The 24,995-nt window shown below is 63.4% G+C and carries 29 protein-coding genes; 6 read left to right on the plus strand and 23 right to left on the minus strand.

Annotated elements, in window-relative coordinates; translation table 11 throughout:
- Positions 1 to 71: 71 nt before the first annotated feature.
- From EET67_RS15665 to EET67_RS15765, 21 genes are all read right to left on the minus strand, one after another.
- On the minus strand, positions 72 to 635 hold the full coding sequence (locus EET67_RS15665) for a transglycosylase SLT domain-containing protein (RefSeq protein WP_165899920.1): 564 nt from the start codon (positions 633 to 635) through the stop codon (positions 72 to 74).
- Complete coding sequence (locus EET67_RS15670; RefSeq protein WP_128627127.1) at positions 586 to 1,908, minus strand: flagellar hook-length control protein FliK; 1,323 nt, start codon at positions 1,906 to 1,908, stop codon at positions 586 to 588. The genes EET67_RS15665 and EET67_RS15670 overlap by 50 nt, the downstream gene beginning before the upstream one ends.
- Positions 1,905 to 3,116, minus strand: a complete 1,212-nt coding sequence (locus EET67_RS15675) for a chemotaxis protein MotC (protein ID WP_128627128.1) — start codon at positions 3,114 to 3,116, stop codon at positions 1,905 to 1,907. Before EET67_RS15675 ends, EET67_RS15670 begins: the two co-directional genes overlap by 4 nt.
- A complete protein-coding gene (locus tag EET67_RS15680) occupies positions 3,113 to 4,351 on the minus strand; it encodes a MotB family protein (protein ID WP_425359528.1) in 1,239 nt (412 codons plus the stop codon). Before EET67_RS15680 ends, EET67_RS15675 begins: the two co-directional genes overlap by 4 nt.
- Positions 4,348 to 4,983, minus strand: a complete 636-nt coding sequence (locus EET67_RS15685) for a hypothetical protein (protein WP_128627130.1) — start codon at positions 4,981 to 4,983, stop codon at positions 4,348 to 4,350. The genes EET67_RS15680 and EET67_RS15685 overlap by 4 nt, the downstream gene beginning before the upstream one ends.
- Before the next feature lie 2 nt (positions 4,984 to 4,985).
- Entirely contained in the window at positions 4,986 to 6,611 is a 1,626-nt protein-coding gene (gene fliF / locus EET67_RS15690) for a flagellar basal-body MS-ring/collar protein FliF (protein WP_128627131.1), read from the minus strand.
- Between the two features lie 114 nt (positions 6,612 to 6,725).
- Positions 6,726 to 7,982 carry a flagellin N-terminal helical domain-containing protein gene (locus EET67_RS26420; protein ID WP_128627132.1) on the minus strand — a complete coding sequence of 419 codons (1,257 nt, stop codon included), beginning with the start codon at positions 7,980 to 7,982 and terminating at the stop codon, positions 6,726 to 6,728.
- 249 nt (positions 7,983 to 8,231) lie between these two features.
- A complete protein-coding gene (fliP, locus tag EET67_RS15700) occupies positions 8,232 to 8,963 on the minus strand; it encodes a flagellar type III secretion system pore protein FliP (RefSeq protein ID WP_128627133.1) in 732 nt (243 codons plus the stop codon).
- The gene (locus EET67_RS15705; RefSeq protein WP_128627134.1) at positions 8,960 to 9,457 is read right to left on the minus strand and encodes a flagellar basal body-associated FliL family protein; all 498 of its coding nucleotides are present in this window, start codon (positions 9,455 to 9,457) and stop codon (positions 8,960 to 8,962) included. The genes fliP and EET67_RS15705 overlap by 4 nt, the downstream gene beginning before the upstream one ends.
- 9 nt (positions 9,458 to 9,466) lie before the next feature.
- On the minus strand, positions 9,467 to 10,165 hold the full coding sequence (flgH, locus tag EET67_RS15710) for a flagellar basal body L-ring protein FlgH (RefSeq protein WP_128627135.1): 699 nt from the start codon (positions 10,163 to 10,165) through the stop codon (positions 9,467 to 9,469).
- Positions 10,162 to 10,686 carry a MotE family protein gene (locus tag EET67_RS15715; RefSeq protein ID WP_128627136.1) on the minus strand — a complete coding sequence of 175 codons (525 nt, stop codon included), beginning with the start codon at positions 10,684 to 10,686 and terminating at the stop codon, positions 10,162 to 10,164. Before EET67_RS15715 ends, flgH begins: the two co-directional genes overlap by 4 nt.
- A 9-nt stretch (positions 10,687 to 10,695) precedes the next feature.
- Positions 10,696 to 11,880: a flagellar basal body P-ring protein FlgI gene (locus EET67_RS15720; RefSeq protein ID WP_128627137.1), complete on the minus strand. Its 1,185-nt coding sequence runs from the start codon at positions 11,878 to 11,880 to the stop codon at positions 10,696 to 10,698.
- A complete protein-coding gene (gene flgA, locus EET67_RS15725; RefSeq protein WP_128627138.1) occupies positions 11,877 to 12,344 on the minus strand; it encodes a flagellar basal body P-ring formation chaperone FlgA in 468 nt (155 codons plus the stop codon). The genes EET67_RS15720 and flgA overlap by 4 nt, the downstream gene beginning before the upstream one ends.
- A 5-nt stretch (positions 12,345 to 12,349) precedes the next feature.
- Positions 12,350 to 13,138, minus strand: a complete 789-nt coding sequence (gene flgG, locus EET67_RS15730; RefSeq protein ID WP_128627139.1) for a flagellar basal-body rod protein FlgG — start codon at positions 13,136 to 13,138, stop codon at positions 12,350 to 12,352.
- A gap of 12 nt (positions 13,139 to 13,150) precedes the next feature.
- On the minus strand, positions 13,151 to 13,480 hold the full coding sequence (gene fliE, locus EET67_RS15735) for a flagellar hook-basal body complex protein FliE (RefSeq protein ID WP_128627140.1): 330 nt from the start codon (positions 13,478 to 13,480) through the stop codon (positions 13,151 to 13,153).
- Positions 13,480 to 13,896: a flagellar basal body rod protein FlgC gene (flgC, locus tag EET67_RS15740; RefSeq protein WP_128627141.1), complete on the minus strand. Its 417-nt coding sequence runs from the start codon at positions 13,894 to 13,896 to the stop codon at positions 13,480 to 13,482. The genes fliE and flgC overlap by 1 nt, the downstream gene beginning before the upstream one ends.
- A gap of 4 nt (positions 13,897 to 13,900) precedes the next feature.
- A complete protein-coding gene (flgB, locus tag EET67_RS15745; protein ID WP_128627142.1) occupies positions 13,901 to 14,281 on the minus strand; it encodes a flagellar basal body rod protein FlgB in 381 nt (126 codons plus the stop codon).
- 68 nt (positions 14,282 to 14,349) lie between these two features.
- On the minus strand, positions 14,350 to 14,979 hold the full coding sequence (locus tag EET67_RS15750; RefSeq protein WP_128627143.1) for a hypothetical protein: 630 nt from the start codon (positions 14,977 to 14,979) through the stop codon (positions 14,350 to 14,352).
- On the minus strand, positions 14,960 to 16,369 hold the full coding sequence (fliI, locus tag EET67_RS15755) for a flagellar protein export ATPase FliI (RefSeq protein WP_128627144.1): 1,410 nt from the start codon (positions 16,367 to 16,369) through the stop codon (positions 14,960 to 14,962). The genes EET67_RS15750 and fliI overlap by 20 nt, the downstream gene beginning before the upstream one ends.
- A gap of 10 nt (positions 16,370 to 16,379) precedes the next feature.
- A complete protein-coding gene (gene flgF, locus EET67_RS15760; RefSeq protein WP_128627145.1) occupies positions 16,380 to 17,102 on the minus strand; it encodes a flagellar basal-body rod protein FlgF in 723 nt (240 codons plus the stop codon).
- Positions 17,103 to 17,110: 8 nt separating this feature from the next.
- Positions 17,111 to 18,232, minus strand: coding sequence for a DUF1217 domain-containing protein (locus EET67_RS15765; protein ID WP_128627146.1), 1,122 nt, complete (start codon positions 18,230 to 18,232; stop codon positions 17,111 to 17,113).
- Positions 18,233 to 18,392: 160 nt separating this feature from the next.
- Here EET67_RS15765 and motA point away from each other — a divergent pair, with 160 nt between their 5' ends.
- From motA to EET67_RS15795, 6 genes are read left to right on the plus strand one after another with little or no spacing between them, the layout of a single operon-like run.
- Positions 18,393 to 19,271 carry a flagellar motor stator protein MotA gene (gene motA, locus EET67_RS15770; RefSeq protein WP_128627147.1) on the plus strand — a complete coding sequence of 293 codons (879 nt, stop codon included), beginning with the start codon at positions 18,393 to 18,395 and terminating at the stop codon, positions 19,269 to 19,271.
- 34 nt (positions 19,272 to 19,305) lie between these two features.
- On the plus strand, positions 19,306 to 20,241 hold the full coding sequence (locus tag EET67_RS15775) for a FliM/FliN family flagellar motor switch protein (RefSeq protein ID WP_128627148.1): 936 nt from the start codon (positions 19,306 to 19,308) through the stop codon (positions 20,239 to 20,241).
- 42 nt (positions 20,242 to 20,283) lie between these two features.
- Positions 20,284 to 20,673: a flagellar motor switch protein FliN gene (gene fliN / locus EET67_RS15780; protein WP_128627149.1), complete on the plus strand. Its 390-nt coding sequence runs from the start codon at positions 20,284 to 20,286 to the stop codon at positions 20,671 to 20,673.
- Positions 20,674 to 20,716: 43 nt separating this feature from the next.
- The gene (locus EET67_RS15785; protein ID WP_128627150.1) at positions 20,717 to 21,727 is read left to right on the plus strand and encodes a flagellar motor switch protein FliG; all 1,011 of its coding nucleotides are present in this window, start codon (positions 20,717 to 20,719) and stop codon (positions 21,725 to 21,727) included.
- Positions 21,728 to 21,760: 33 nt separating this feature from the next.
- Positions 21,761 to 22,843 carry a flagellar biosynthesis protein FlhB gene (flhB, locus tag EET67_RS15790; RefSeq protein ID WP_128627151.1) on the plus strand — a complete coding sequence of 361 codons (1,083 nt, stop codon included), beginning with the start codon at positions 21,761 to 21,763 and terminating at the stop codon, positions 22,841 to 22,843.
- Positions 22,840 to 23,277, plus strand: coding sequence for a hypothetical protein (locus tag EET67_RS15795; protein WP_128627152.1), 438 nt, complete (start codon positions 22,840 to 22,842; stop codon positions 23,275 to 23,277). Before flhB ends, EET67_RS15795 begins: the two co-directional genes overlap by 4 nt.
- Before the next feature lie 7 nt (positions 23,278 to 23,284).
- Here EET67_RS15795 and EET67_RS15800 read toward each other — a convergent pair whose 3' ends face one another.
- Both EET67_RS15800 and EET67_RS15805 read right to left on the minus strand, forming a co-directional pair.
- On the minus strand, positions 23,285 to 24,055 hold the full coding sequence (locus EET67_RS15800; RefSeq protein ID WP_128627153.1) for a helix-turn-helix transcriptional regulator: 771 nt from the start codon (positions 24,053 to 24,055) through the stop codon (positions 23,285 to 23,287).
- On the minus strand, positions 24,052 to 24,762 hold the full coding sequence (locus EET67_RS15805; protein WP_128627154.1) for a helix-turn-helix transcriptional regulator: 711 nt from the start codon (positions 24,760 to 24,762) through the stop codon (positions 24,052 to 24,054). The genes EET67_RS15800 and EET67_RS15805 overlap by 4 nt, the downstream gene beginning before the upstream one ends.
- Between the last annotated feature and the right edge of the window lie 233 nt (positions 24,763 to 24,995).

A 24,995-nucleotide genomic window follows, 5' to 3' on the forward strand; every position in this document is an offset into this window, starting at 1 on the left:
CTGAAAAACCGTCAATTCTTGGGGCTGGTTTCTTGGGAGTCCCGACTCTCGAAAGTTGTGCTGTAACTCTCCTAATGCGTGCAGAAGGTACGGGCGTTTTGCGTCCATTTGCCGAAGCCGGTTGCCACCATATTGGCAATGACGCGGCAGACGTAGCGTTTTTGCGCCGGGTCATTGTCCGGCCCGGCATGGTAGCGGGCGACCGCCATCGACCAGGTTTCGTGGCGGGCGTGAAGCTGGACGAGGAAACGGGCCGCATAATCCACATTGCGGCGCGGATCGAGCATGTCCTCGACACTGCGGAAATGGCTGGAATGATAGTGATGGTTGATCTGCATGCAGCCGAGATCGATCAGCAGCGCGCCGCCGCTGCGTGCCGCCTTGAAGGCCGCTACGGCTTCTCTCGGCGTTTTGGGAAAGACTGCCTTTCCTTCGATGTTCAACGCGTTGGGCTGGAGGCTGCCCTTGCGGCCGGTTTCGGTCAGGCCGACCGCATAAAGGATACCGACGGGAATGCCGTAGCGGTCCGCCGCACGCAGGATTTCCGGTTCGCAAGGGTTGCCTGCGGCATTGGCAGCCGAGGGGCTAGATATAGATATCGCTGCCAGCGCGATCAGAAGCATTCGACGCGGCATTGCCGGACCCCTGTGTGGCATCGCTACCACTCCTTCCCGATTGATGGCCACCGCCGCCGGCGCTGCCGCCCGATCCTGCCTGGCCGGACATGTCCTGACCGCGAGCGGTGAACGACGAAGAGGAAGAGGCCGGGCCGTCGGCTCGTGTCTGCGTTTGTGCTCCTGGCTGCGGTTGCTGGACGGTGACCTTGTCGATGTCCAGACCCAATGCGCGCATGGATTTGACGATGATTTCGCTGTCGGCGTTTAGCCGCTGGTAGGCATCCTGATTTTCGACACGAAGTTCCACCGTCATATGCTCGCCGGTAAGGCGCAGGCTTGCCGTGACCATGCCAAGCTCGGCCGGGTGCAACTGGATCTTGAGCGAGTGGGCGGATGACAGGTTCGGCCGCGCGGCTAAAGGCTGGAAGGCGGGTGCCGCAGCTTCCCGCCAGCCTGGGTCGCCCGCCAGCATCGATACCAGCGCCGAGGCGGTGGTGGCTGTCGGCTGTGCGACCGGCGCCGGAATGTTCTGCTGCGCAACCACGGTGAAGCGTTCGCCTTTCCAGTCACCGAGCCTGCCGGGGGTGCTGGTCCTGGGCTGATCTACGCCGCTGGCCGCTGTCGTGGTGCGTAGCTCATCGCCAAGGCTTTGCAATGTGCGCTCGATATCGGAAATTGTGGTTTCACCCTGCTGCGCCGGATGAGTCACATGGATGATTTCCGGGCGTGCCGCCGGGAATTTTGCACCCGGCATTTCAGGCATCGAGTTCGAAGATGCAGCCGCAGCGGTGCCGGACATGACGCGCGCTTTATCGGCAACCGTAGTGCCGGTTGGCGCCGCGGCAGCGGGCAAGCCACGCGCCGGGTTGCCGCCTGGCTCTTTGTTCATCCGAGGCTGATCGCTTGCTGCGATCTGCGGCTGCGCAGCGTTGGTGTCAGCGGATACCGGATCGCTGTGAGCTGCCGGCAGCTTGATGCTATTGTCTTTAGCGGTTTCCGGGTCCGGTCGGTCCGCATTCGCATCGATCTCGGCGGGTGTTTCATCGAGGATGCTGTCATTGCCCGGTGTCTTGCCGAAGGCGTCTTCGAGCTTTCCGACAGGCTGGAACAGTTGCAACCGCGTCGGCTCCGCCGCTACCCCGGGCTTTTGTGGGAGGGCTTTGGTCCGGGTGGGCACGCGAATAAGGGCGCCGAAGGCGTCGTTTCCGCTCCAGTCTTTCGATCCGTGCTTGTCGGTGCCGGTCTTGGCCAAGGCGGCTCCGGCGGGCGCATTGCTGATGGGCATGGTCATTGCAACTCCCCCTCGAGCAACTTGTCGATCTCGTCCAGCTTCCTGCGCGTTTCGGCAATGAGGGCCTCGGCGGGAGCTTCCGGTCCCGGCTTGGCGGTGGGAGTCTGCACAGCCGCTGCCGGCAGCGATGCCGCGATCGGCGGCAGGGCTGGGGCAGGCTGCGGCAAGGCGGGCACCGCGGCCGTCAGCTTGGCGGCGACGGCAGCCACCGCATCGAAGAGCTGGCGGTCGCCCTGCGAAAGCTGGCCGCGATCGATGCGGGCGAGCTTGCCGCGGATTTCGTCTGCCGTGCCGGTGGTGACCGAGGAGAGGCTGGCATAAAGCAGCGCGCGCGGGTCGTCGCTGTTGCCGGGTTGGTGCTGTACCTTGCCGGCGGCGAAGGCCGACAATTCGCTGAAGCCCTCGATGGCCGCGCGGCGGGCAATCCTGAGATAGACGGCCTGTTCCTGATCGGCGTCCATCATGGCGGTGATGTCGTCGATCGTCTCCAGATCGATCGACGCATGCAGCGCGATGACGCCCGACACGAAGGAATCGGCGAATTGGCTGGCATAGGGCGAGCGCAGATAGCGCGTCACATATTGGGTGGAAGCCAGCATGAAGCGGGCGGCATCGCCGGTGGTCGCGGAAAGATCGACCGAACGACGCAATGCAGCCTCCTCGACCAGCGTTCCGGGGCCGAGCAGGCGGGCACGGTCGAACAGCTTCAGTGCCTCCGCCGGTTCTTCCGCCGCGCTCACCGAGCCCTTCACCAGCGCCAGGAACGCGCCGGCCTCATGTGGTAACGACAGCGCGTCGATTGCGGCCAGCGTGCTGCGGGCGGAGACGATATCGCCGTTGAGATAGGCCAATATGCCGTCACCGATGCTGCGGTCGCGCTCATCGAGCGTAAGGCGAGACAGCACCGCCGCAACCGTGACGGGATTGCCGCCGCTCATGGCATAGACCATCAGGGCGCGAAAATTGCGCGGATCGGCATAGCCTTCCGGGCCGGTTTCGCGCAGGCGCTTGTCGATCATTTCCAGGAGCTTGCGCTGCATGGGCAAAGCGGCGTGATCGCCCGAGGCCAGGCGGTCCTGCACGACCTGCAGCGAGCGCACCATCTGGAACGCCTGCAGTGGTTCCGCACCTGCGGCTTTCGCCGGCGCCGGCAGGGTCGAGGCAAGCAGCGCCAGGCCGGCAGCGATATGCATCGCCCGCGACCTCATTGGCTCGTCTCCAGCGTGATCTCGATCCGGCGATTGGTTGCGGCCAGCGGATCGGACCCGTCCTTCAGCTTGCGGTCGGCAAAGCCAGACACTTCGGTGATGCGCCGCTCGTCGAGTCCTGCGCGGACCAGCATGTAATAGGCCGAATGAGCGCGGGCGGAAGACAGGCGCCAATTATCATAGGCCTCGCTCTTGAACGGTCTTGCGTCGGTATGGCCGCTGATGGTGATCTTGCCCTTTTGCGCGTTCAGCGCCTTGCCGATCTTTTCCATGGCCAGCACGAGTTCGCGGCGGGGCACGGCCGAACCGATCTCGAACATGCCGAAATCGAGCTGGTCGGTGATGGAGATGGTGACGCCCTTGTCGGTCGCAGTCACTGATACGCCGTCATGCAGCCGGTCGCCGGCCGGGAAGGCCTTGGCGAGATCCTCGGCAAGTTGTTCGGCGGTCCTGGCTGTGGCAGCGCTCGGCTGGTCTTTTCCTGCAAGCGGTTCTACCGGCTCCACCGGTTTCGGCCTTGTCAGCTCCGCCGCCTCCGACTTGGCTGCCGACGCAGCCTGTTCCTTCATCTTCGCCGTTGTATCTTCTGGCTCAACGGTGGTGTCCTGCGGTTTGGGCCGCTCGGCGCTGGCCTCGGCGGCGAGCGGCACGGCGACCTGCTGTGACCAGAAGTCCGGCGCGAAGGGGTCGCGGTAAGATTCGCCGCCCGAAGCCCCGGTCGCCGGCCCTGCCTGTTGCACACCGCCGTCGCCCTTGTCGCTGACATTCTGGCGCACGCCGGAATTGGCGGCGATCTCGGCAAGAACCGCATAGGGATCGGCAAACAGATGATCGTCGGAGCGCTTTTCGGCATCGGCGGAAGCGGCCGAATGCTGCTCAGTGGACGGGCCGGCATTGCCACGCCCGTCAACCCCGCCCGCTCCGTTGGTGTCCTGCGGCGTCTCGGCGGTCAGACCGACCGCATTCGGCCCATCGCCGATGCTCTCAAGTCCCTTGCGGCTGGAATTGCGATCCATCAGCTTGACCGGGTTGAAATAATTGGCGACAGCCGCCTTGGTCTTCTCGTCGGCGGCGCTGATCAGCCACATCACCAGGAAGAAGCACATCATCGCGGTCATGAAATCGGCAAAGGCGATTTTCCACACGCCACCGTGATGGCCGTCATCATGGTCGTCATGAGGGCGCCTGACGATGACGACCTGATGCTCGACATCGGCGATCTTGACAGTGCTCACGACAATATCTCCGAAAGGGCAGCGGACCATTCCGAAAGGCGGGTTTCGAAAATATCTCCATCAATGGTGACGGTGAGATCGAAGCCGGGGGCTTCGGTGTAGTCGAAACTGGCGGCCCGGTCGGGCAGGGCGGCGGCAAGTGCGGAAAACAGCGATTGCGGCCCGCTGATGCGGATGCGCACGGCCTCGCGATCGGCAATGGCAGTACGGATCGAGCCGGCAAGGCTGTCGAGAGTCCTTTTGTGCAGGTCCTCCGTCAGGACGCCGCTGATCAGACGCGCCGCTCCGGTGGTGGCCAGCGCGGCGACGCGCTCCTCCATCGCGACGATGCCGGTGTCGATCAGCGCTGCCGTCTCGCCGCCGAAGCGCTGAAGCAGCGCTTCGATCTCGGCGGCATGGCGCTGGCGCTCGGCGGCAAGCGCTGCCTCGTGCTCCTCGGTCAAGCGCTGTTCGAGCGCTGTTTCGGCGCGAGCGACCTCGACTGCGATGATCGCCGCAACATCCGGTTCCGGTGCAGGGCGCGCCGTCGCCATAGCGGCGGCGTGTGGCTGGGTTCTGGCAGCGGTTTCGCCCGTACTTGGCGGGCGTTTGCCGAAGTCCTGGAGAATGTCGGAAAGAGCGAGTGCAGCCATCGTCAGGCCGCTTCCGCGCGCGCCCATTTGCGCAGGATCTGGGCGGTGCGTTCCTCATTGAGATCGACCATGCGGGCCAGTCGGTCCTGTGGTGCGGGGCGTATCTTGCGCCGCAGATCGTCGAGCGGATTGGTCGGTCGTGGGGCCTCCTGCAAGGCGGTGGCCTCCGCTTCGGCCGATTGCGGATTAGGCAGGGAGCGCTGGACCTCCTCGAAGCTCGGGGCCGGCAGTTCCGCCGGCTTGTTGAGCGAGGCGACCATCGGCCGAAGCCCGAAGAAGGCGACCAGGAACACGACCGCAACGAAGGCGGCGGCATTGATCATGGTGCCGGCATGTTGCCCCAGGCTGTCGAAGATGCCGGGCTCGGCGATCTCGACGCCATCGAGCCCGTCGATGAATTCGACAGAAGACACATTGATGACGTCGCCGCGCGCCTGGTCGAAGCCGGTGGCGGAGGTCACCACTTTCTGGATTTCGGCAACGCGCTCTGCAAACATTTCGGGTGTGGCATCCTTGCCGAGGATTTCGGCCAGGCGCTGCTGGTTGACCACCACGGCGATCGACATGCGCTCCATCGTGTAACCGTTGGAAACGGTGGCGATGCGCTTGGAGTTCAGCTCGTAATTGGTGGTTTCTTCCTTGCGCTCGCTCTGCTCGGAAGATTGCGGACCCTCGGCGGGGGCGAGATCGGCCTCCGGCAGGTTTTGCTCGACCGTGGCGGGGGCTGCGGCGGAACGCCGATTGGCGTTCTCATTGGCGCGCACCACCTGCACCGAACGCTCGACGCGCGATTCCGGATCGAAGATCGTCTCTTCGGTCTGACGCGAATCCGTGTTGACGTCGGCCTTGACGCTGGCGCGGAAGTTGTCGGGTCCCAGATAGGGGGCGAGAGCGCGGCGGATATTCTCCTCGATCTGCGCTTCCACGCTGCGTTCCACGCCCATGGAACGGCTGGCGCCGCTGTTGACGGGATCGTCGCCGGCGGCAAGCAGCGTGCCGCTCGAATCCAGCACGGTCACTTTTTCGGTGCTGAGATCCGGAACGGCGGCGGCAACGAGGTGGCGGATCGACTGCGCGCTCTTGACGATATCCGGCCCGGTGGCGCGGATGACCACGGAAGCCGAAGGCTGCTGCTCCTCGCGGCGGAAATTGGCGCGCTCGGCCATGACGATATGGACGCGGGCGGCGCGGATGCCGGTGATCGACTGGATTGTGCGGGCGATCTCGCCTTCCAGCGCGCGCACGCGGGTCACCTGCTGCATGAAGGAGGTGAGGCCGAGCGAGCCGACATTGTCGAAGAGCTCATAGCCGGCATTGGTGCTGGTGGGCAGGCCCTTTTCGGCAAGCAGCATGCGCGCGGTTGCGGTCTTGCCGGTCGGCACCATGATCGTGGTGCCGTCGGAAGCGACGTCGAAGCCGATGCCTGCCTCGCCGAGCACCATGCCGATCTGGTTCACGTCGGAGCGCTCCAGCCCGACATAGAGCGTCTCATAAGCGGGACGGTTGAGATAGACGGCGCCGATGCCGATGACCGCCAGAACCAGCGCGGCAACGCCTGCCATGATGGCAAGGCGGCGCGGGCCGAAGCTCTGCAGGTTGGAGATGAGGGTCTGGAGTTGCTGCGGCACGGACGGACTGCTCCTTGCATAGATTGCGCGGAGCTTAGAAGCCGAAGCTTGTGCGAAAATGAAATCGGGCCGCGCTGATCAGCGCGGCCCGATTTGTCTTAAGTCGAGGCGCGGTTAGCCGCGGAACAGCGACAGGATCGACTGCGCCGAACCGTTGGCGATCGACAGCGCCTGGATGCCGAGCTGCTGCTGGACCTGCAGCGCCTGGAGGCGGGTCGATTCTTCGTTCATGTTGGCGTCCACCAGCGCGCCGACGCCACGATCGACCGCGTTCATCAGGTCGGTCACGAATTCCTGCTGCGAAGCGATGCGCGACTTGATGGCGCCGAGATCGGAAGCAGCCGTGGTTACGGCAGTGAGTGCCTTGTCGACGCCGCGAAGTGCGTACGATACGTCGGTACCCGCTGCCGTGATGTCGACCTTAGTTATATCGATCTTACCCGGCTCGGCGACAAGGTTCGAGGCGACTACTGTTTCGCCGGTACGTGCCGCGCCGGCCGTGGCCGAAGCGATTGTGCCCGTAGCACCCGTCCAGGTTAGCGCACCAGTACCGAAGGCCTTATCGAGTGCAGCCGTCATCGCGGCGTCAAATTGGGCAGCGGTGTGTGCTACAGGCCCGTTAACAGCACCTGCCGGGCCGAAGACCTGAATTCGCTTTGTATCACCGTTGAAAGTAAGGTCGAATGAGATGGCGTCGTCAGCCCACATTGCCTGCGGCGTGAATGCGCCCAGCGCGTGGCTTGCTGCCGTACCACCAGCGTCATCACCGACAGCCTGAGCACCTGCGGTGTCGAGGCCGCCAAGATTGGTATTACCATTCGAGCGCGCCTCGAGGAGGCCGCCAGTGCCCGTGGAGGTGAACAGGGCGGTCTTGGCAGTATCGATATCGATCGTTCCCAGGCTGATGCCACCGGAACTGTCGCGGATGAAGGATGCAACCACCTTCTGTGTGGACGGTGTGCCAACCGAGAGCCAGTTGCCGCCTGAGAAGCTTGCCGATTCAGCGAAGGTCTTCAGATCGTTCTGAAGCTGCTTGATTTCTTCGTGGATCTTGCCCTTGTCGACGTCCGGCTGCGAGGCGGCAACCAGCTTGGTCTTGATCTTGTCGAGCGTGTTCTTGACCGAGTCCATTGCGGTATAGGCGACGTCGACCTGGGCGGCGCCGAGGCCGAGCGCGTCCTTGACGGTCGACATGGCTTTGTTGTCGGAGCGCATGGTCGTGGCGATCGACCAATAGGCGGCGTTGTCGGAAGCCTGCGCGACGCGAAGGCCGGTCGAGATACGGCCCTGGGTGGTTTCCAGGCCCTTGTTGGTCTGCTGAAGGGTCTTCAGCGCGGTCATTGCGGATGCGTTGGTGAGAATGCTGGACATAGGTCCTGCCCCTTTGTGATCTGATTTTTAAGAGGGACATGCCGGATCGACCGGCGAAAGCGGAAGCGGCATCATGCCTATGACCGCGCTTTGGGGGCCATTCCACTCATGCAGCACTTATGACGGCCAATTCCTACCAAAAGACTAATTTCGGGTGGGAGGGTCTTAACATTGGATGTGGAGGGGTGTGGTCTTCGTCGATCTTGGGCCTCGTTGGCACACGGAGGAGAAGCCGGATGCCAAAAACCGCTACGTGAACGACCGCACCAGGCTGCCGACGAGCAGGTTCCAGCCGTCGATGAGCACGAAGAACAGGATCTTGAACGGCAGCGACACCACCGTGGGCGGCAGCATCATCATGCCCATGGCCATGGTGATGGTGGCGACGATGAGATCGATCACCAGGAACGGCAGCACCACCAGAAAGCCGATCTCGAAGCCGCGGCGGATTTCCGAGATCATGAAGGCCGGCACCAGCACGCGCAAATCGGCCGTTTCGCGCGAGACCTGCTGGCCGCGCTCGCGAGCGAGATCGGCGAACAGGTCGAAATCCTTGTCGCGCACATGCTTGGCCATGAAGTCGCGGAACGGGTCGGAAATGCGTTCCAGCGCCGCTTCCTGGCTGATCTCATTGTTCATCAGCGGGCGAACGCCGTTGCTCCAGGCCTGGTCGAAGGTGGGGGCCATGACATAGAAGGTCATGAACAGCGACAGGCTGATCAGGATGAGGTTGGCAGGCGTCGTCTGCAGGCCGATGCCTGAGCGCAGGATCGAGAATGCGATGATGAAGCGGGTGAAGCTCGTCACCATGATCAGCAGGCCCGGCGCGATCGACAGCACCGTGAGCAGGCCGAACATCTGGATGATGTAGCCGATCGTGGTGCCGTCGGCGTGCCCGATGGCGCTGAGGTCGATCTGCTGGGCGTGCGCGGCCGGAATGGCTACCAGAAGCCAGGCAAGGGCGAGAGAAAATTTGCTCATTCGAAGATAAGCGTCCGGATGAGCACCTGCTTGACATGGCCGTCACTGCGGATGCGGGCGCGCTCTTCCATATCGGCCTTCAGATGCTGGAAGCCGCTGGCGCCCTCGACCTGATGCAGCCGCACCGTGCGCAGGAAGGCAAGCAGGTCCTGGTGGATATCGTCGGCGAGCGTCGTCTCCGGCTGCGGCTCGTCGAGCACGATGGCGGCCTCGAGCCGCACCCAGGTCGTGGTCGGTGCCGCCAGATTGGTGGTGATGGGCGGCAGCAGAACTTCGGTGTCGCGCGCAGCAGGCGCATGCTCGCCCTCCGCTGTAGCACCATCGGGGGTCTGCGAGGCCAGTGCCGCCTTTTGCGCCTCCGCCTGTCCGTTCAGATACTGGCCGGAAAGCCAGCCAAGGCCGATCGCGGCCGCCGTTATGGCCAGCAGAACCGCAATCTGGACCACCAGTGAGGGGCCGTCGGGCTTGGCGGGGGATTCATCGGTGATTGCCATGGCTTGGGCCTAGAAGGGAAGCACGTTGTCGAGGATCTGCTGGCCGTAAGGCGGCTGCTGCACCTCGGTCAGGCGGCCGCGCCCGCCATAGGAAATGCGAGCTTCAGCGATGCGCTCATAGGAAATGGTGTTGTTCGGCCCGATGTCGATCGGCCGCACGATACCGGCGATCGTCAGCACGCGAAGCTCGAAATTGACACGCACTTCCTGCGAGCCGTTGATGACCAGATTGCCGTTGGGCAGCACGTCGCTGACCACCGCCGCCACTTGCAACTCGATGGTTTCTGAACGCTCGGTCTTGCCCGCCCCCTTGGTGGAGGTATCGGAATCGATGTCGGCGTCGAACGAGCCGCCATGTGTGACGCTGTCCCAGCCGAAATCCATGCCGAGGCCGAGCGAGCGGCCGACCTTGCGGTCGCGTTCGGACTCGTTCTTGAAGCGGGCGCGGTCATTGATCTCGATCTGGACGGTGAGGATGTCGCCGGGAGCGAGCGCGCGCGGATCGGTGAACAGCCGCTTCTGGCGGTCATCCCAGAGCGAGAAGCGCTTGACCGGTTGGGCCGGCTGCTGCGGGTATTGATACACCGATTGCTGCGCAATGCCCGACCCGACCGGCGACAGCGACGGTTCGCGGCCGATCTCGTCGGTACGGGTGGCGCATCCGGAAACGGTTATGACGGCCAGGGCAAGGACGGCAAAGCGGATCATGTCGGGTCTTCCTTGCGGATTGCACTGACCATGATGACTGTCAGTGCGGCAGCCGCCTTGCGTTCCATTTCGTTGAGGATGACGCCGGCCTTGCGTGCGTCGAGCTTCATCAGGATGCCGGCTGCAAGTGTCGCGTCCAGCGCGGCAAGCCGCTCGGCGGCAGCGTCCGGCTTCATGGTCGAATAGATGTCGACGACATTGTCTTCGGCCTTGGAGAGGAAGTCTTCGCGCCGCTTCAGCCAATCCTCATATTCGGCGCGCTTTTCCTCTAGGAGTTTGATGCGCTTGTCGACATCCTTCTGCAGCGTTTCCAGCTCCTGCGCCTGTAGGGCGTAACGGCGGTCGCGCGCGGCATCGGCGATGTTGGAGCAGAAGCGCTCAATCTCGGATTGCTCGGTGGGCGCGGCCGGGATGCTCGCCTCCATGGCGGCCGCATTGCCTGCGCACAGCAGCAGCGCAAGCGCGGCGGCTGCCGGGAGGAAGCTGGTGCGATTGGTCCGAGTGAAGGGATCGGCTGACATTGCGGCCCCCTATTGCAGCACGAGATCGGCCTGCAGGGCACCGGCGGATTTGATGCCTTGCAGAATGGCGATGATGCCGGATGGCTTCACGCCGAGCCGGTTGAGACCGGCGACCAGCGTGTCCAGATTGGGTCCATCAAGAACGGCGACGCGCGCATCCGGCTGGTCGACGGAAATCGAGGTGGACGGCTCGACAGCGGCGACGCCGCGCGAAAAGGGCTCGGGCTGCACCACGGTCGGCATTTCGGTGATGCGCACCGTCAGCGTGCCGTGGCTGATGGCTACGCGCGAGATGCGCACGTCCTGGCCGATGACGATGGTGCCGGTGCGCTCGTCCACGACGACGCGGGCCGGCGCGTCGGATTCGACGGTGAGGTTTTCGAGTTCGGCATAGAAGCGGGCTGCCGAGATGCCGTCCGGCTTGCGGATCGCCACGGTGCGGGCATCGACCTCATTGGCCACGCGCTTGCCGAAGCGTGCGCGCGCATATTCGTTGATGACGTCGGTGATGCGCACGGCGGTTGAGAAATCGGCATTGCGCAACTGCAGCGTCAGCACGCTCTGGTCGCCGAAGGCCGCCTCGACCTGCCGCTCGATGATGGCGCCGTTGGGAATCCGTCCGGCAGTCGGGACGCCTTGCGTGACCTTTTCTGCCTCGCCCTGCGCATCGAAGCCCGACACGAACACCGGGCCTTGAGCGACGGCATAGATCTCGCCGTCGGCGGCCTTCAGCGGTGTCATGATCAGCGTGCCGCCGGCAAGCGAAACTGCATCGCCCATGGAGGAGACGCTGACATCGATGCGGGCGCCAGACTGGACGAAGGGCGGCAGATTGGCGGTGACGATGACGGCCGCCACATTCTTGGCGCGGGCGCGGCCGCCCTCGCTGGCGATGCCGAGATTTTCCAGCATGGCGCGGATCGACTGCTCGGTGAAGGGCGAATTACGCAGGCTGTCGCCGGAGCCCTGCAGGCCGATGACGAGGCCGTAGCCGACAAGCTGGTTGTCGCGTGCGCTTTGCAGTTGCGCGATGTCCTTGATGCGCGAGATCGGCCCACCGGCACCCGGAATGCGGCTGTCCTGGCCACCATTGGCTGCGGCAAGCGCTGCCAGCGTGGCTTCGTCGGGGCCATCGGCATGGGCCGGATAAAGCCCGACGACGAGCATCAAGAGTAGAGCGAAGGCACGCATCACAGGGCGCCGACCCTGACTGAGCCGTCAGCCATGACGGTGCCCGACAAGACCTTGCCGCTGTCGATGTTGCGAACCTTGACCAGATCGCCGGCCGAGCCGGGCTGGAGCGTCACCGCGGTGGCCGAGATGGTCAACGCGCCGGCCGTGAAAACGAGCTGAACCGGGGCTCCCTGCTCGACCACATAGGCATCCCTTATGGAACTGAGCGGGATGTAGCGTCCCGGCAGGAGGGTGCGGCGCGCGACCTTGCCTTCGATGTCGGAGGAAGCAATGGCAACCGCCTCGGGAGCCTGCTTGCCCTGCCTCAGCGTTACCTCTTTCAGGGCCGCCGGCTCGATGGTTTCTCCCGGATAGATGACGCGGTTGGGGATCGTCACGGTCTCGCCGGCAAGTGCCGCGCATGCGCTGCCAAGCAATGCCAGGCCGGCGGCAACAGCGATGAGGAGGCGGGGACGACGCGTCATGCTCGCTACCTGATATTCTTGGAGACGACCGCCGCCATTTCGTCGGCGGCCTGGATGACCTTCGAATTCATCTCATAGGCGCGCTGGGCCGAAATCAGTTCGGTGATCTCCTTGACCGGATCGACATTGGAGCTTTCCAGATAGCCCTGCTCGACGGTGGCATAGCCGAGATCGCCCGGCACGCCGACATTGGCGGCACCGGAGGCGGGAGTTTCGCGGAACAGATTGTCGCCAAGCGGCGCCAGGCCGGCCTCGTTGGCGAAGGTTGCCAGCGTCAACTGGCCGAGTTCCTGCAGATCCACCTGCCCGTCGAGACGGGCGAAGATCTGGCCCGACTTGTTGACGACGATCTCCAGCGCATCCGCCGGAACGGTGATGGCAGGCTGCACGGCAAAGCCGTCAACCGTGACCAGCTGCCCGGTGGCATTGGTGTTGAAGGCACCTGCACGGGTGTAGAGCGTCTCACCATCCGCGCCTTCGATCTGGAACCAGCCATTGCCGGTCAGCGCGAGGTCGAGCTTGTTGCCGGTGTTGGTCAGTCCGCCCTGGACATGGAGGTTGCGGACGGCCGAGGTCTTGACGCCGAGGCCCACCGAAACACCTTCCGGCACGATGCTGGCATTGGCGCGGTTGGGCACGCCCTGCAAGCGATCGACCTGATAGAGCAGGTCGGAGAATTCGGCACGTGCCCGCTTGTAGCCGGTGGTGTTGATATTGGCGATGTTGTTGGCAATGACTTCCAGATTAGTCTGCTGGGCATTCATGCCGGTGGCCGCGATGGCGAGCGCTTTCATCTTTCAGTTCCCTCAGATCGTCATGCGGCTGATTTCGAGATAGGCGGTGACGACCTTGTCACGGATTGCGACGGCCGCCTGCAGCGCCTGCTCGGCGCTCATCACCGCATCGGCGACCTGGCGCATATCGGCGTCGCCCTGCAGCGCCTGCACGGAAACCTGCTCGGCCTCCCGCAGCGTTCCCACGGTGCGCGAGGCGGCCTCGCTGACCATGGCGGCAAAGGAGTTGCCCGCGTCGACATCGACCGGCGGCGTCAACACGCCGGGCGAAACCCCGACGGCATTTTCCGTGCCGGTGCCGACCGGCTGCTGCAAGTTGAGTGCGCCGATGCCGCTGATCATTACGAGCCTCTCATAAGGTCGATAGTCATGGAGATGAGGTCGCGCGCCTGCTTGACGACCTGGAGATTGGCCTCATAGGAGCGGTTGGCCTCGGTCATGTCGGCCATCTCGACCAGCACATTGACGTTCGGCATCTTGACGTAGCCGGTTTCGTCAGCCGCCTCGTGGCCGGGAAGGAACTCCAGCGGAAAGGCTGCAGGATCGCGATTGATGGCAGCGACATCGACGGTCGAAGCCCCGAGCGCACGGTCGAGTTCGGCCGAAAAGACGATGGTCTTGCGCTGATATGGGTCGGCCCCCGGCGTGTTGCCGGTCGATTGTGCATTGGCGAGGTTTTCCGAAACGATGCGCAACCGTTCGGACTGGGCAGTCAGGCCGGAAGCCGCAACCTTGAGCGTTGCCGAGAGTGCATCCATGCCGTCAGCCCTTCACGCTCAGCATCGTCATGCGGTGGAATGCTTTGACGATTGCGGTGTTGAGTTCGAAGGTCCGGCGCACCTCGTTGGCCTTGATCAGCTCATTTTCGAGAACGACGGTGTTTTCCGATGGCAGCACCGAATTGGCACCGTCCTCGTTGCGCACAGAAAAGCCGGCATTGGTGACGCCGCCGCTGAAATGGCCCTGCTGGGTGGCGTTCATGGCGACGCGGCGCGAATCAAGCACCTTTTCGAACGGTTCGATCTCAGCCGTGCCGTAGCCCGGCGTATTCACATTGGCGATATTGCCGGCAATCGCCGATTGGCGCACGGCAAGCCACTGCGATTGCTGCGAAGCGAGTTTGAACAGATTGACGGGCTGCATGGAAATCTCCGGCCAGATATCCAGAGTCTAGGCGGCCAGTCTTGCGCGGGCCTTGCGTTCGGGTGGTGTTACTGCGTCAGTTCGAGCACCCTGTCGGTGCTGGTGACGAGCACCCATTTGCCCCCGCGCTGCTCGATCGAAGCGACGCGGCTGTTATCGGGCAAGGATGAGCCGCGCTGGACAACCCACAGGCCGGAATCGTCAGCGATCATGGCACGGCCATTGGCAATGTGGACCAGGCGGAATTCGATCGGGTCTGCCGGGAAGGGCTGGTCGGCAAGCGGCGTGAATGCCCTCCTGTCGGGCAGCGTTCCGGTCGGGAAGGGATCGAGCGCGCCAATGGTGAGGTCCTCGCCCGCTGCCTCGCTGGCGGAGCGGTCGGCGCGATGTTCCAGGGAAAGGCCGGCGGTGCGCCCGGCTCGTCCGCCGCCGCTGAATTCAAGTGCGCGGATGCCGAATTTTTCCTGGTTGAGGAAGATGAACCAGGGAAACAGCGCACAACCGAGGCCGAGCGCCACGCCGAGGCCGGCAATGACGAGATCGCCGCGGCGATCCTTTGTCTGCGAAGAGGCGCGTGCGGCAGCTTCAGCCGACCTACGGCGAAACGGCAGCCCCAATTTTGGCCACCTGCCGGACTCCTTCACCTTCATGGCCTGAAGCTGATCGCTAAGCGTCTGCTCAATTTGGCTGAGCTGCATGCGGATTTTCCTTGGCTCTCAAATGGCGGGCGAGGTCGGCGAGCGGGTCGGGCGAGGGTGGGTCGGCCGGGGTCTGCATCAGAACTTCATAGACCAGCGGCACCTGGCGTACCGCCGTATCCAGCTCGGCATCGGCGCCGGGCTGATAGGCACCGAGAAGCCTGATGTCGCGGGTGTCCTCGAAGCGCGAGATCATGGATTTCAGCCGCGTCACCAGCATGCGCTCGTCCTCGCTCCAGGCCTTGCCGGCGAGGCGCGAGATCGATGACAAAGGGTTGACCGCCGGATAACGGCCTTGTTCGACGATTGCGCGGTCAAGCACGATATGGCCGTCCAGAATGCCGCGTACCGAATCGGCGACCGGGTCATTGTGGTCGTCGCCGTCCACCAGCACCGAGATGATGGCGGTGACCGAGCCGGAAGCACCCTCCACGCCGGGGCCAGCGCGTTCGAGCAGCTTGGGCAGGTCGGTGAAGACGGAGGCCGGATAGCCACGCGCGATCGGCGGCTCGCCGGTGCCGATCGCAACCTCGCGCAGTGCGTGGGCAAAACGGGTGATCGAATCGAGCACCAGCAGCACGCGGTCGCCGCGGTCGCGGAAATATTCCGCCACCCGCATTGCCGTATCGGGCGCCCGGCGGCGCATCATGGCGCTTTCGTCGCTGGTCGCGACCACGGCAACGGTCTTGGCCATGCTTTCGGCGCCGATCGTGTCTTCGAGAAATTCGCGCACTTCGCGGCCGCGCTCACCTACCAGCGCCACCACCACAGTGTCGAAAGCCTCGGCGCTGGCAAGCATTGCAAGCAGCGTCGACTTGCCGACGCCGGAGCCGGCGAAGACGCCGAGCCGTTGGCCAAAGCAGATCGGGGTGAAAATATCGATGACGCGCACGCCGGTCTTGAAGGCGGTGCCGACGCGCTGTCGGGCCAGCGCTGCCGGCGGGGTCGCGTCGGCCGTTTCGCAAGGGTCGCCCTGGATCAGCGCCGATCCGCCATCGATGGGGCGGGCGAGCGAATCGATGGCCCGGCCGCGCCACGTCGCATGTGGCGCGATGATAAAGGGTCCGCAATTGAAGACTGCATCGCCCACGCCCGCATCGTTGCTGCCCTCGAAAGGCGCGATCAGCACCTCGTGCGCGCCGATGCGGACGATCTCGCCGCGCCTGGTTCCTGCCTTGCTGCGATGCTCCACAATGTCGCCCAGCCGGGCGGTGTCCGAGAGGCCGCGTACAGTGTAATGGGTCGCCGACACTTCTGTGATGCGGCCGCCGCGTCGCACGATGGTGCGCTCGTCGGCGAAGCGGCGATAGGCAGGCTCCAGGATAGCAAGGCGGTTTTCGACTTGGAGCGGCGGCATTCCCATCTCGACCGCGGCCGGCGTGGCGTTCATCACCTATCGCCTATTTCGAGCCGAGCGTGCGCACGGCCTCGGTGAAGGTCTGCTCGGAGCTGCGCATCAGGGCGGCGGTGTTTTCAAAGGCGCGCTGCACGGCAATGAGGCGGGTCATTTCGAGCATCGGGTTGACGTTGGATTCTTCCACGAAACCCTGCGCCACGCCGACATCGATACGGTCGACAATGGGTTCGGGTGCACCGGGAGGCAGGATGCCGGAATTGCCGTAGCGGGTGAAATTTGCCCCCGGCGTGAAGTCGAACAGGCCGAGCGCCCCGACCAGGTTTCCGTCCTGACGCAACGTGCCATCGGCGCCGGCCTCGGGCGCGCCGTTGCGCGGATCGAGCTGGATCGGCGCTCCTCCCGCATCCAGTACAGGATAGCCCTCTATGCTCACCAGCTGGCCGGTCTCCAGCATGGTGAAACGGCCGTCGCGGGTCATGACGGTGCCGGCGGGCGTCTCGATGCCGAACCAGGCTTCGCCCTTGATGGCGAAGTCGAATGGGTTGCCCGTCTCGCGCAGCGAACCTGCCGCCGTCGCCAGATAGGTGTCGCCGGTGGACGCAAAGGAAACGGATTTTTCGCCGAGGCCCGACACCACATCTTCAAATTTCACGCCGGTGGCGCGAAAGCCGACGGTCGAGGCATTGGCGACATTGTCGGCGATGGTGGTAAGCCGGCGCTCCAGCGCGATCTGGGCCGAAAGGGCGACGTAAAGGCCATCCTGCATAGGTAATCTCAGCTTTTCATTTTGTGGATGGCGAGGAGGAGATTGGTCGAAACGCCATATTCCACCGGTTGGCTGAACAGCACGCTGAGCGAGGTCGTTGCCGTTGCCGTCGGATTGTCGATCTCCCAAAGGCTGGTGAAGCGCGTCAGGAACTTGCCGAGCGCTTCGGGTTCGGAGAAATCCTCGATTTTCAACCGGCTTTCGAAAAGCTGGACCTGCTTGTCGAGATCGGCTGAGGCGAAGGAGGCCGGCAGGCCAAGGGCGGTGCGCACCACCTGCGCCAGCGCCGGGTCGGCCAGCACCTGATAGAAAGAGGTGATGCCGGAGGCCTTGCGCTGGAAATAGAGCGCCAGGCGCACGCCTTCATTTTGCGCGCCGGCATCTTCTTCCAGCGTCTGGCGCATATATTTGTCGATCGTCGACTGCTGCGCGGCGTTCCAGGTGGTCGCCGCCTCGCCCTGCGCCTCGAAGTTGAAGGTCGAGACAAAGGCCGCATAGCGCGGTTCACTCGCCTTGTTGGCGGGGCTGTCGGGATCGCGCACGCCCCCTTCCAGCATCTCGCGGATCGACGCCTTGGTGTCGACTTCCGGGTTCATGCCGAAGGCGCCCATCGCATAGGAGAACAGGCGGTCGTCGGCCAGTAGGTCGTCGATGGAGCGCACATTGCCGATATTGGCGAGGTAGTAGGCGGTGTCGCTCTTGACCGCTTCGGATTCCGGATTGACGCCCGCAATCAGCGCCTGGGTGTGATAGTTCTTGACCGTTCCGTGCTGGGCGCGGATGTAGGTGGTCGCTTGCTCGCCCAACGCGGCGAAGTTGTAGCTGGCGACGAATTCGGCATAGCGCTTGTCGGTCAGCTTGTTGGCGAAACTGTCGGGGCTGGAGATGCCTTCCTTCATCGCCTTGACCATGAAGGCCTTGGCATAGGCCATGTCCTGCAGGCCATGCGCCTTCATGGCATATTTGAACAGCCGGTCGTCGGCGACGAATTCCTCGATCGATTTCACCTTGGTGATGTTGTCGAGATAATATCTGGTCTCGCGGTCCACCAAAGGCTGCTTGCCGACCCGATCGAGCGAGGTCGCCAGGTTCTTTGCAATCATCTGGTAGCTGGTGAATGTGTTGAGCACGCAAGCAATCCCGGCCAATTCTGTCCGGCCACGCTAGTCGGGCTGGCTTGCGCGAAACTGAATGCCCCGGCATCGCGAAAAAAGCGGAAATGATTCAAGCCTCACGCAAGGCACGGCCGCTATTGCAGACTCCGCAGGAAAATTGGCGGAAGGGCTGACGGTGGGCATACTGATCGGTTTTGTGGTGACCCTGGGTTGCGTGCTCGGAGGGTTCATGGCCATGGGCGGTCATGTCGAAGTCCTGATGCAGCCTTGGGAATTCGTCATTATCGGCGGCGCGGCACTCGGCACATTCCTGGTGGCCAACCCGATCTCCGTCGTCAAGGATACAGGGCGGGGATGCATCGAAGCCTTCAAACAGGCCGTGCCCCATGAGCGGGATTATCTGGAGACACTCGGCGTACTGCACAGCCTGATGCGTGAATTGCGGACGAAATCGCGCAGCGAGGTCGAGGCCCATATCGACAATCCCGAAGAATCCGTCATCTTCCAGGCCTTCCCCACCGTCTTGAAAAAGCGCGACCTAACCAATTTCATCTGCGACTACTGCCGCCTGATCATCATCGGCAACGCAAGGCCGCATGAGATCGAAGCGCTGATGGATGAGGAAATCCATACGATCCGTGCCGACAAGCTGAAGCCCTACCATGCCATGACGGCGATGGCCGACGGGCTGCCGGCGCTTGGCATCGTCGCGGCCGTGCTCGGCGTGGTCAAGGCGATGGGTGCGCTCGACCAGTCGCCGGAAATCCTTGGCGCGCTGATTGGTGCGGCGCTGGTCGGCACCTTTCTTGGCATCTTCCTGTCCTATGCCGTGGTCGGTCCAATCGCCACCAAGATCAAGACGGTGCGCGAAAAGAACAACCGGCTCTATGTCATCGTCAAGCAGACGCTGCTTGCCTATATGAACGGCTCGCTGCCCCAGGTAGCCATCGAATTCGGCCGCAAGACCATCTCGTCCTATGATCGGCCCTCCATCGATGCCGTCGAGCAGAGCACCATGAACGCCGCTGCCGACGCGACGAAGAAGGCGGCGTGAGGATGGCGGCGACTGAACGGGGAAACGGCTGATCATGAGCAGCCTGGCCAATCCCGCGGGAATGCGTGCGAGCATCCTGGAGCGCCTGATCGGCGAGACCGGCGAGCCGAACCATGTCGTCGGCGCCGCCCGCGCCGTGGCTGAGCGGGCGCTTCCCGCCATCACCCTGGCGCTGGGCGGGAAGCTTGCCGTTCCCGTCGAGCTCGACATCGAGGCGGTGGAACTTGCACGGCTGATCCAGGCGCGGCCACAGAGTGGCCAGCATGCGATGAGCGTGGCGTCGTCTGCCTCCTCGCCCGACGCGCTCATCCTGCTGATGGATTCAGCGGCAGTGGCGGTTGTCGTCAGCGCCTTGTTCGGCGGCGACCCCGACCTGCCGGTCACGCCGATCGAGCGCGAATTGTCGCCGACCGAAACCGAAGTGGCGAGCATGGTGTTCCAGGAAATCGCCCAGGCGGTGAACGGGTCTGGCGAACGCGCCTTCGCGTTTCGCATGCCGCTGCCGGCTGCCATCACCGGGACCGAGCTGAAGAAGCATATCATCCGCGATGCACCGGCGGTGCGGGTGGATTTTCGGGTCTCGACCGCGACCAGTTCGGGGCGCATCTCCTTGATGATGCCGCAGCGCGTTCTGCTCAAGCATCGTGGCGAGGCGAGTGTCGCCCCTGGCAGCGACCGTGACACGGCCTCGAACTGGAGCGCGCGCTTCGGCGAGGAGATCATGCGCTCGACCGTCGATCTGGAAGCCAGCATGCCGCTTGCGCGCATGACGCTCGGCGAGGTGGCCAGGCTGCAGGAGGGGATGGTCATCGAGCTTGGCGAGGGCGCACAGACCGAGGCGCGGCTTTCGGCGCGCAGCAAGACACTCTTTGTGTGCGAATTCGGCAAACTCGGGCAGAATTACACAGTGCGAATCAGGCATCCTTTCGATGCCGGCCAGGATCTTATCGATACGCTGCTGCCCGGTTGAGGCGTGGCGTCGTTTCGAGACGATCCTGAAGTGGAGAAGGCAATGAACCAGACCAATCCGGAACCGGATCACGACATTCCGGAAGAACAGCTCAACCGCGCGATCGAGGAATTGCGCGGTGCGCTCCACGAGCAGGAATCGCAGCCTGGCGGGGCAAAGCATGCGGAGGCGGCGTCGCCCAATTCCAGCCTGATCATGAATATCCCTGTGGATGTGCAGATCGTGCTTGGCAGCACCGAGATGCCGGTTTCCGACCTGATGGCACTGCAGAAAGGGTCTACCGTCGCATTGAACCGCCGCATCGGCGAACCGGTCGATGTCGTGGTCAATGGCCGCCGCATCGCGCGCGGCGAGATCACCGTGCTGGAAAACGATCCCTCGCGCTTCGGCATAAGGCTGACCGAGATCATCACTGCGGCGAAACTGTCCTGATGATAGCTGGCGCGCCATTCCCTCGTCGATGGAAGGTTCTGGCATGAGCACGCCGTTGGCCACGCTGACGCGCGCTCAAAAGGCCGCGGCCATCCTGGTTGCGATGGGCAAGCCATCGGCCAGCAAGCTGCTGAAATTCTTCAAGCAGGAGGAATTGAAGGCGCTGATCGAGGGTGCCCGCCTGCTGCGCACCATCCCGCAAGGCGATCTGGAAAAAATCGTCGCCGAATTCGAGGCGGAATTCACCGAGGGCGCGGGCCTGCTCGATTCCGCCGACAAGATGGACACGATCCTCAATGAGTCGCTGTCGCCGGAAGAGGTGGATGCGATCATGAGCGGCGCCAAGCCGGTCGTCGCGCCGGAGCCGCCGCAGATCTGGAACGACCTCGAGCGGCTCGATCCCGCGCGCATCGGCGCTTTCCTGGCGGTGGAGCATCCGCAGACGGCAGCGCTCATCCTGTCGCGGCTGGCGCCGCCCTTTGCCGCCAATGTGCTGCTGACGCTGGGCAAGCCGATGCGCGGCGACGTCATCCGGCGCATGTTGTCGATGACGACGATCCAGGAGGCGGCAAGCCGCATCGTCGAAAACCAGTTGCGCAGCCGTGTCCTGGCTGAAAACACCGGCAAGGATATCTCGGCCGGCCAGAGCCGCGTCGCCAGCCTGCTCAACGAGATGGACAAGGAGCATCTCGAAGAGGTGATGCAGGATCTGGAGGCGACCGGTGCGACCGACCTGGATGGCATCCGCGCCCGGCTGTTCTCCTTCGAGGATATCGTGCTGTTGACGCAGAAGGCGCGCGTGGCGCTGTTCGATGGCCTGTCCACCGAATTGGTGACGCTGTGCCTGCGCGGAGCCGATGCCGCACTGACAGAGGCGGTGCTGTCTTCCATTGGCGCACGCTCGCGCCGGATGATCGAATCGGAGCTTGGGCAGGCAAGCGATGGTATCGCCGCCGCCGATATCGCCGATGCACGGCGCACCGTCGCCTCCACGGCCATCCGCATGTCGGTCGAAGGCGCTTTCGAGCTGCCGTCGGCGCAAAACGCCGCCTGAGGGCGGCCACACTCCTGACCGGCTCGCTGCGCCATGTCCGATACCGCCGATAAGGAAAGCAAAACCGAAGAACCGACAGAAAAGAAGGTTCGCGACAGCGTTGAGAAAGGCAAGCTGCCGGTCGCGAAGGAAACGACGATCTTCGCTTCCTTCGTCGCCATTCTCATCTTTGCGGTGTTCTTCGCCCAGGACAGCGTGGCCCGGCTCGGTGTCTTCCTGTCGATTTTCCTGGAAAAGCCGGAAGGCTGGCCGCTTGCCACCGAACGTGACGTCATCGAGCTTTACCAAATCGTCTTCATCGAGATCGCCAAGCCGCTGGGCATCATGATGCTGCTTCTTGTGGTTGCTGGCGTCGGTGCTTCGGTACTGCAGAACATGCCGCAATTCGTCGGTGAACGCATCCGCCCGCAGGCCTCGCGCATTTCGCTGACCAAGGGGTGGAACAGGCTGTTCGGCCTCCAGGGCTTTGTCGAGTTCCTGAAATCGCTCGGCAAGGTCGGTTTTGCCGTCCTCGTTCTGGTCTTCGTGCTGAGTGACGATCTTCGCCAGTTGCTCGCCGGCATGATCACGCAGCCGACCGCCTTCGCGCAGGTCATCCGCTCCATGACCATCGATATCCTCGTTTCGATCGTCTTCGTCATGGGGCTGATCACGGCGGTTGATCTGGTGTGGTCGCGCTTCCACTGGCGCCAGGAACTGCGGATGACACGCCAGGAGGTCAAGGACGAGCTGAAACAGTCGGAAGGCGATCCGATCGTCAAATCGCGGCTGCGTTCGCTTGGGCGCGACCGGGCGCGCCGGCGCATGATGACGGCGGTGCCGCGTGCAACGCTCGTCATCGCCAACCCGACCCACTTCTCGATAGCGCTGAAATATGTGCGTGACGAGGACAGCGCCCCGCTGGTGGTGGCCAAGGGGCAGGATCTGGTGGCGCTGCGCATCCGCGAGATCGCCGAACAGCACAATATTCCGATCTTCGAGGACGTCGCGCTCGCCCGCTCCATGTACAAGCAAGTTTCAGTCGATAGCGTGATACCGCCCAAGTTCTATCAGGCAGTCGCCGAGCTGGTCCGGGTCGTCTATGCCGGCAAGGCGCAACGCAAAGAGATTTCATGATCAGGCAACCCCACGCATCGACACGCGAAATCATCGTCGCCAATGCAATCCAGGAGGTGGTCAGCGAGCTTCGCCTGGTCGATGTCGCCGATTACATCGCCTTCATCCGGCTGGAGCATTTTGCCTGCATTTCCGACATCGTCGATTCCGCCACCGAGCTTTATTTCCAGCCGCGGACGCTTCGGCTGGGGCATGGCGGCGAGGCCCATGTCGGCTGGACGGAGCCGCCGCAGATCGCACTCGATCTGGAATTGCGGCCTGTCGGTGCGACTGTCTATTTCACGCTGACGCTCAGCGCCCTTCACGCCTCGGTCGAGGTCAACTACGTCGCCTTCGAACAGCCGGACGAGGACCCCGAAAGGAACACTGCATTTCTGGCGGCTGCGCTGGAGAAGGCGAGAATCCGCCGCACGGAACCGCTGGCACAAGGATAGCCTCTGATTACTCGATCAGACCCAGCCGCAGCGCCTTGGCCACCGCCTGCATGCGGTTGACGGCATTGAGCTTGTGGGCCGTGTTGGTGAGGTACTGGTTGGCGGTGTGCACCGACAGTTTCAGCAATTTGGCGATTTCCTCGCTGGTATAGCCGTTGGCGGTCAGCTTGAGGCATTCCAGCTCGCGTTTGGAGACCGAAGGCACCTTGCCGCTGCTGCCGGGCCGGATCGCTGCCACGGCGGCAAACAGCGCAAAGCAGCGGGCATGTATTTCATGAAGCTGTTCGGGTGCCAGCATGATGTCATGCCCGAAAAACACCACCGCTCCGCAATGGCTGCGATCGGCATAGACCGGAAAGGCGATGCCGGAACTGTCGGGAACCAGCGGCTGGATTCTGGCGGCCCAATCGAGGGTTTCGAACAGAGCCGATGACTTTGTGCCGGGATTGGCGCTCCACCAGCGCGGCTGGGTGGAGGCCCGCGCATGCCGCACGAGCTCTTCGCCATTGTTGCCGGAAACGAATTTCGTCGCCAGCGATACACGCGGAAAATCCGAATCGAAACAGGGAACCAGACGGGCGCGCTCCATGGAAGGCGCGACGAAATAGAGTCCGAAGGAAGCGGCGTTGATATCGACGGCGATCCACCGGCAGCGCCGCACTGCATCGGCAATGGTGACCGCTTCATGGGTCGGCGCATCATGGGCTGCCGACCCGAAGGGGTTCTTGTGCTCGCCGAAACCGGAGCACGCAAAATCCTGTGCCTGTGCCTGGGTCAAATGATGCCGCTCCTGATCGCTGTCGCCACCGCCATGGCGCGGTTGCTCGCCGAAAATTTCCGGATTGCCTGGGTGATGTAGCTGTTGACGGTATTGGACGAGACGCCGAGGATGACAGCCACCTCGTCGGTGGTCTTGCCTTCCGAGACCCAGAACAGGCATTCGCGTTCGCGGTCGGAAAGCGGGTCGCGCATCGAGGCTGCCGCAAGCAGAGCCGGCACCTGCGACAGCGCATAGCAGCATTGAAGCTGCGCCCGCATCAGGCCGTCGACGTTAATCTGTCCGGCTTGTGCAGCCGAAAACAGGATGAACAGGCGCTGGCGGCCGACATTCAGTTGCAGCGAATAGATTTCGCAATGGCCCAGAACGGCAAGCAGCCTTGCCTCTTCCCCGTTCAACGGACCGGCAGCCGGTGCCCGCGAGGTGATCAGGCTGCGCGGGCGCGATCCCGGTGCGGCGGCAAGCGGCCCCTGCGCGAGCGCGGCAATCAACGGGTGGCCGGCAAGCTGGATCGCGTCGTAGATCCAGTTGGAGGCGACGATGCGCGCCTCGTTGCGGTCCTGTTCGTGCAGGATGGTGACCAGCATGTAGTTGTCCGCGCCGATCTCTTCCGTCAGTTCCATGAGAAAGCCGGTCAGGTCGCCGCGCGATGCCAGTCTGGCGGCGAAAGTCCTGGAGGCTTGTTGTTGGACGGCGAGGCTGGTCATTGTCCCAAAAAATTGACGGAATCCATATGGTGTCCGGGCGCTGGCGTGACCAGAAACCGAACTTGGAACGCATTACCTGTTACGAAAAACACGCACCGGACGCGGCGATGTGCCATCGGCCGAATCCGTGTGGGTCACGCGAAACCGATCCCGCGTCTGCCACCGGAAATGCCCGGCGCATCAGACCTTTGTTGATTTTGTGCAGCCCCCACGGCCGACTGATTCGGTCCTAA

It is taken from the genome of Borborobacter arsenicus (genome assembly GCF_003934165.1).
GTDB classification, from domain to species: Bacteria; Pseudomonadota; Alphaproteobacteria; order Rhizobiales; family Rhizobiaceae; genus Pseudaminobacter; species Pseudaminobacter arsenicus.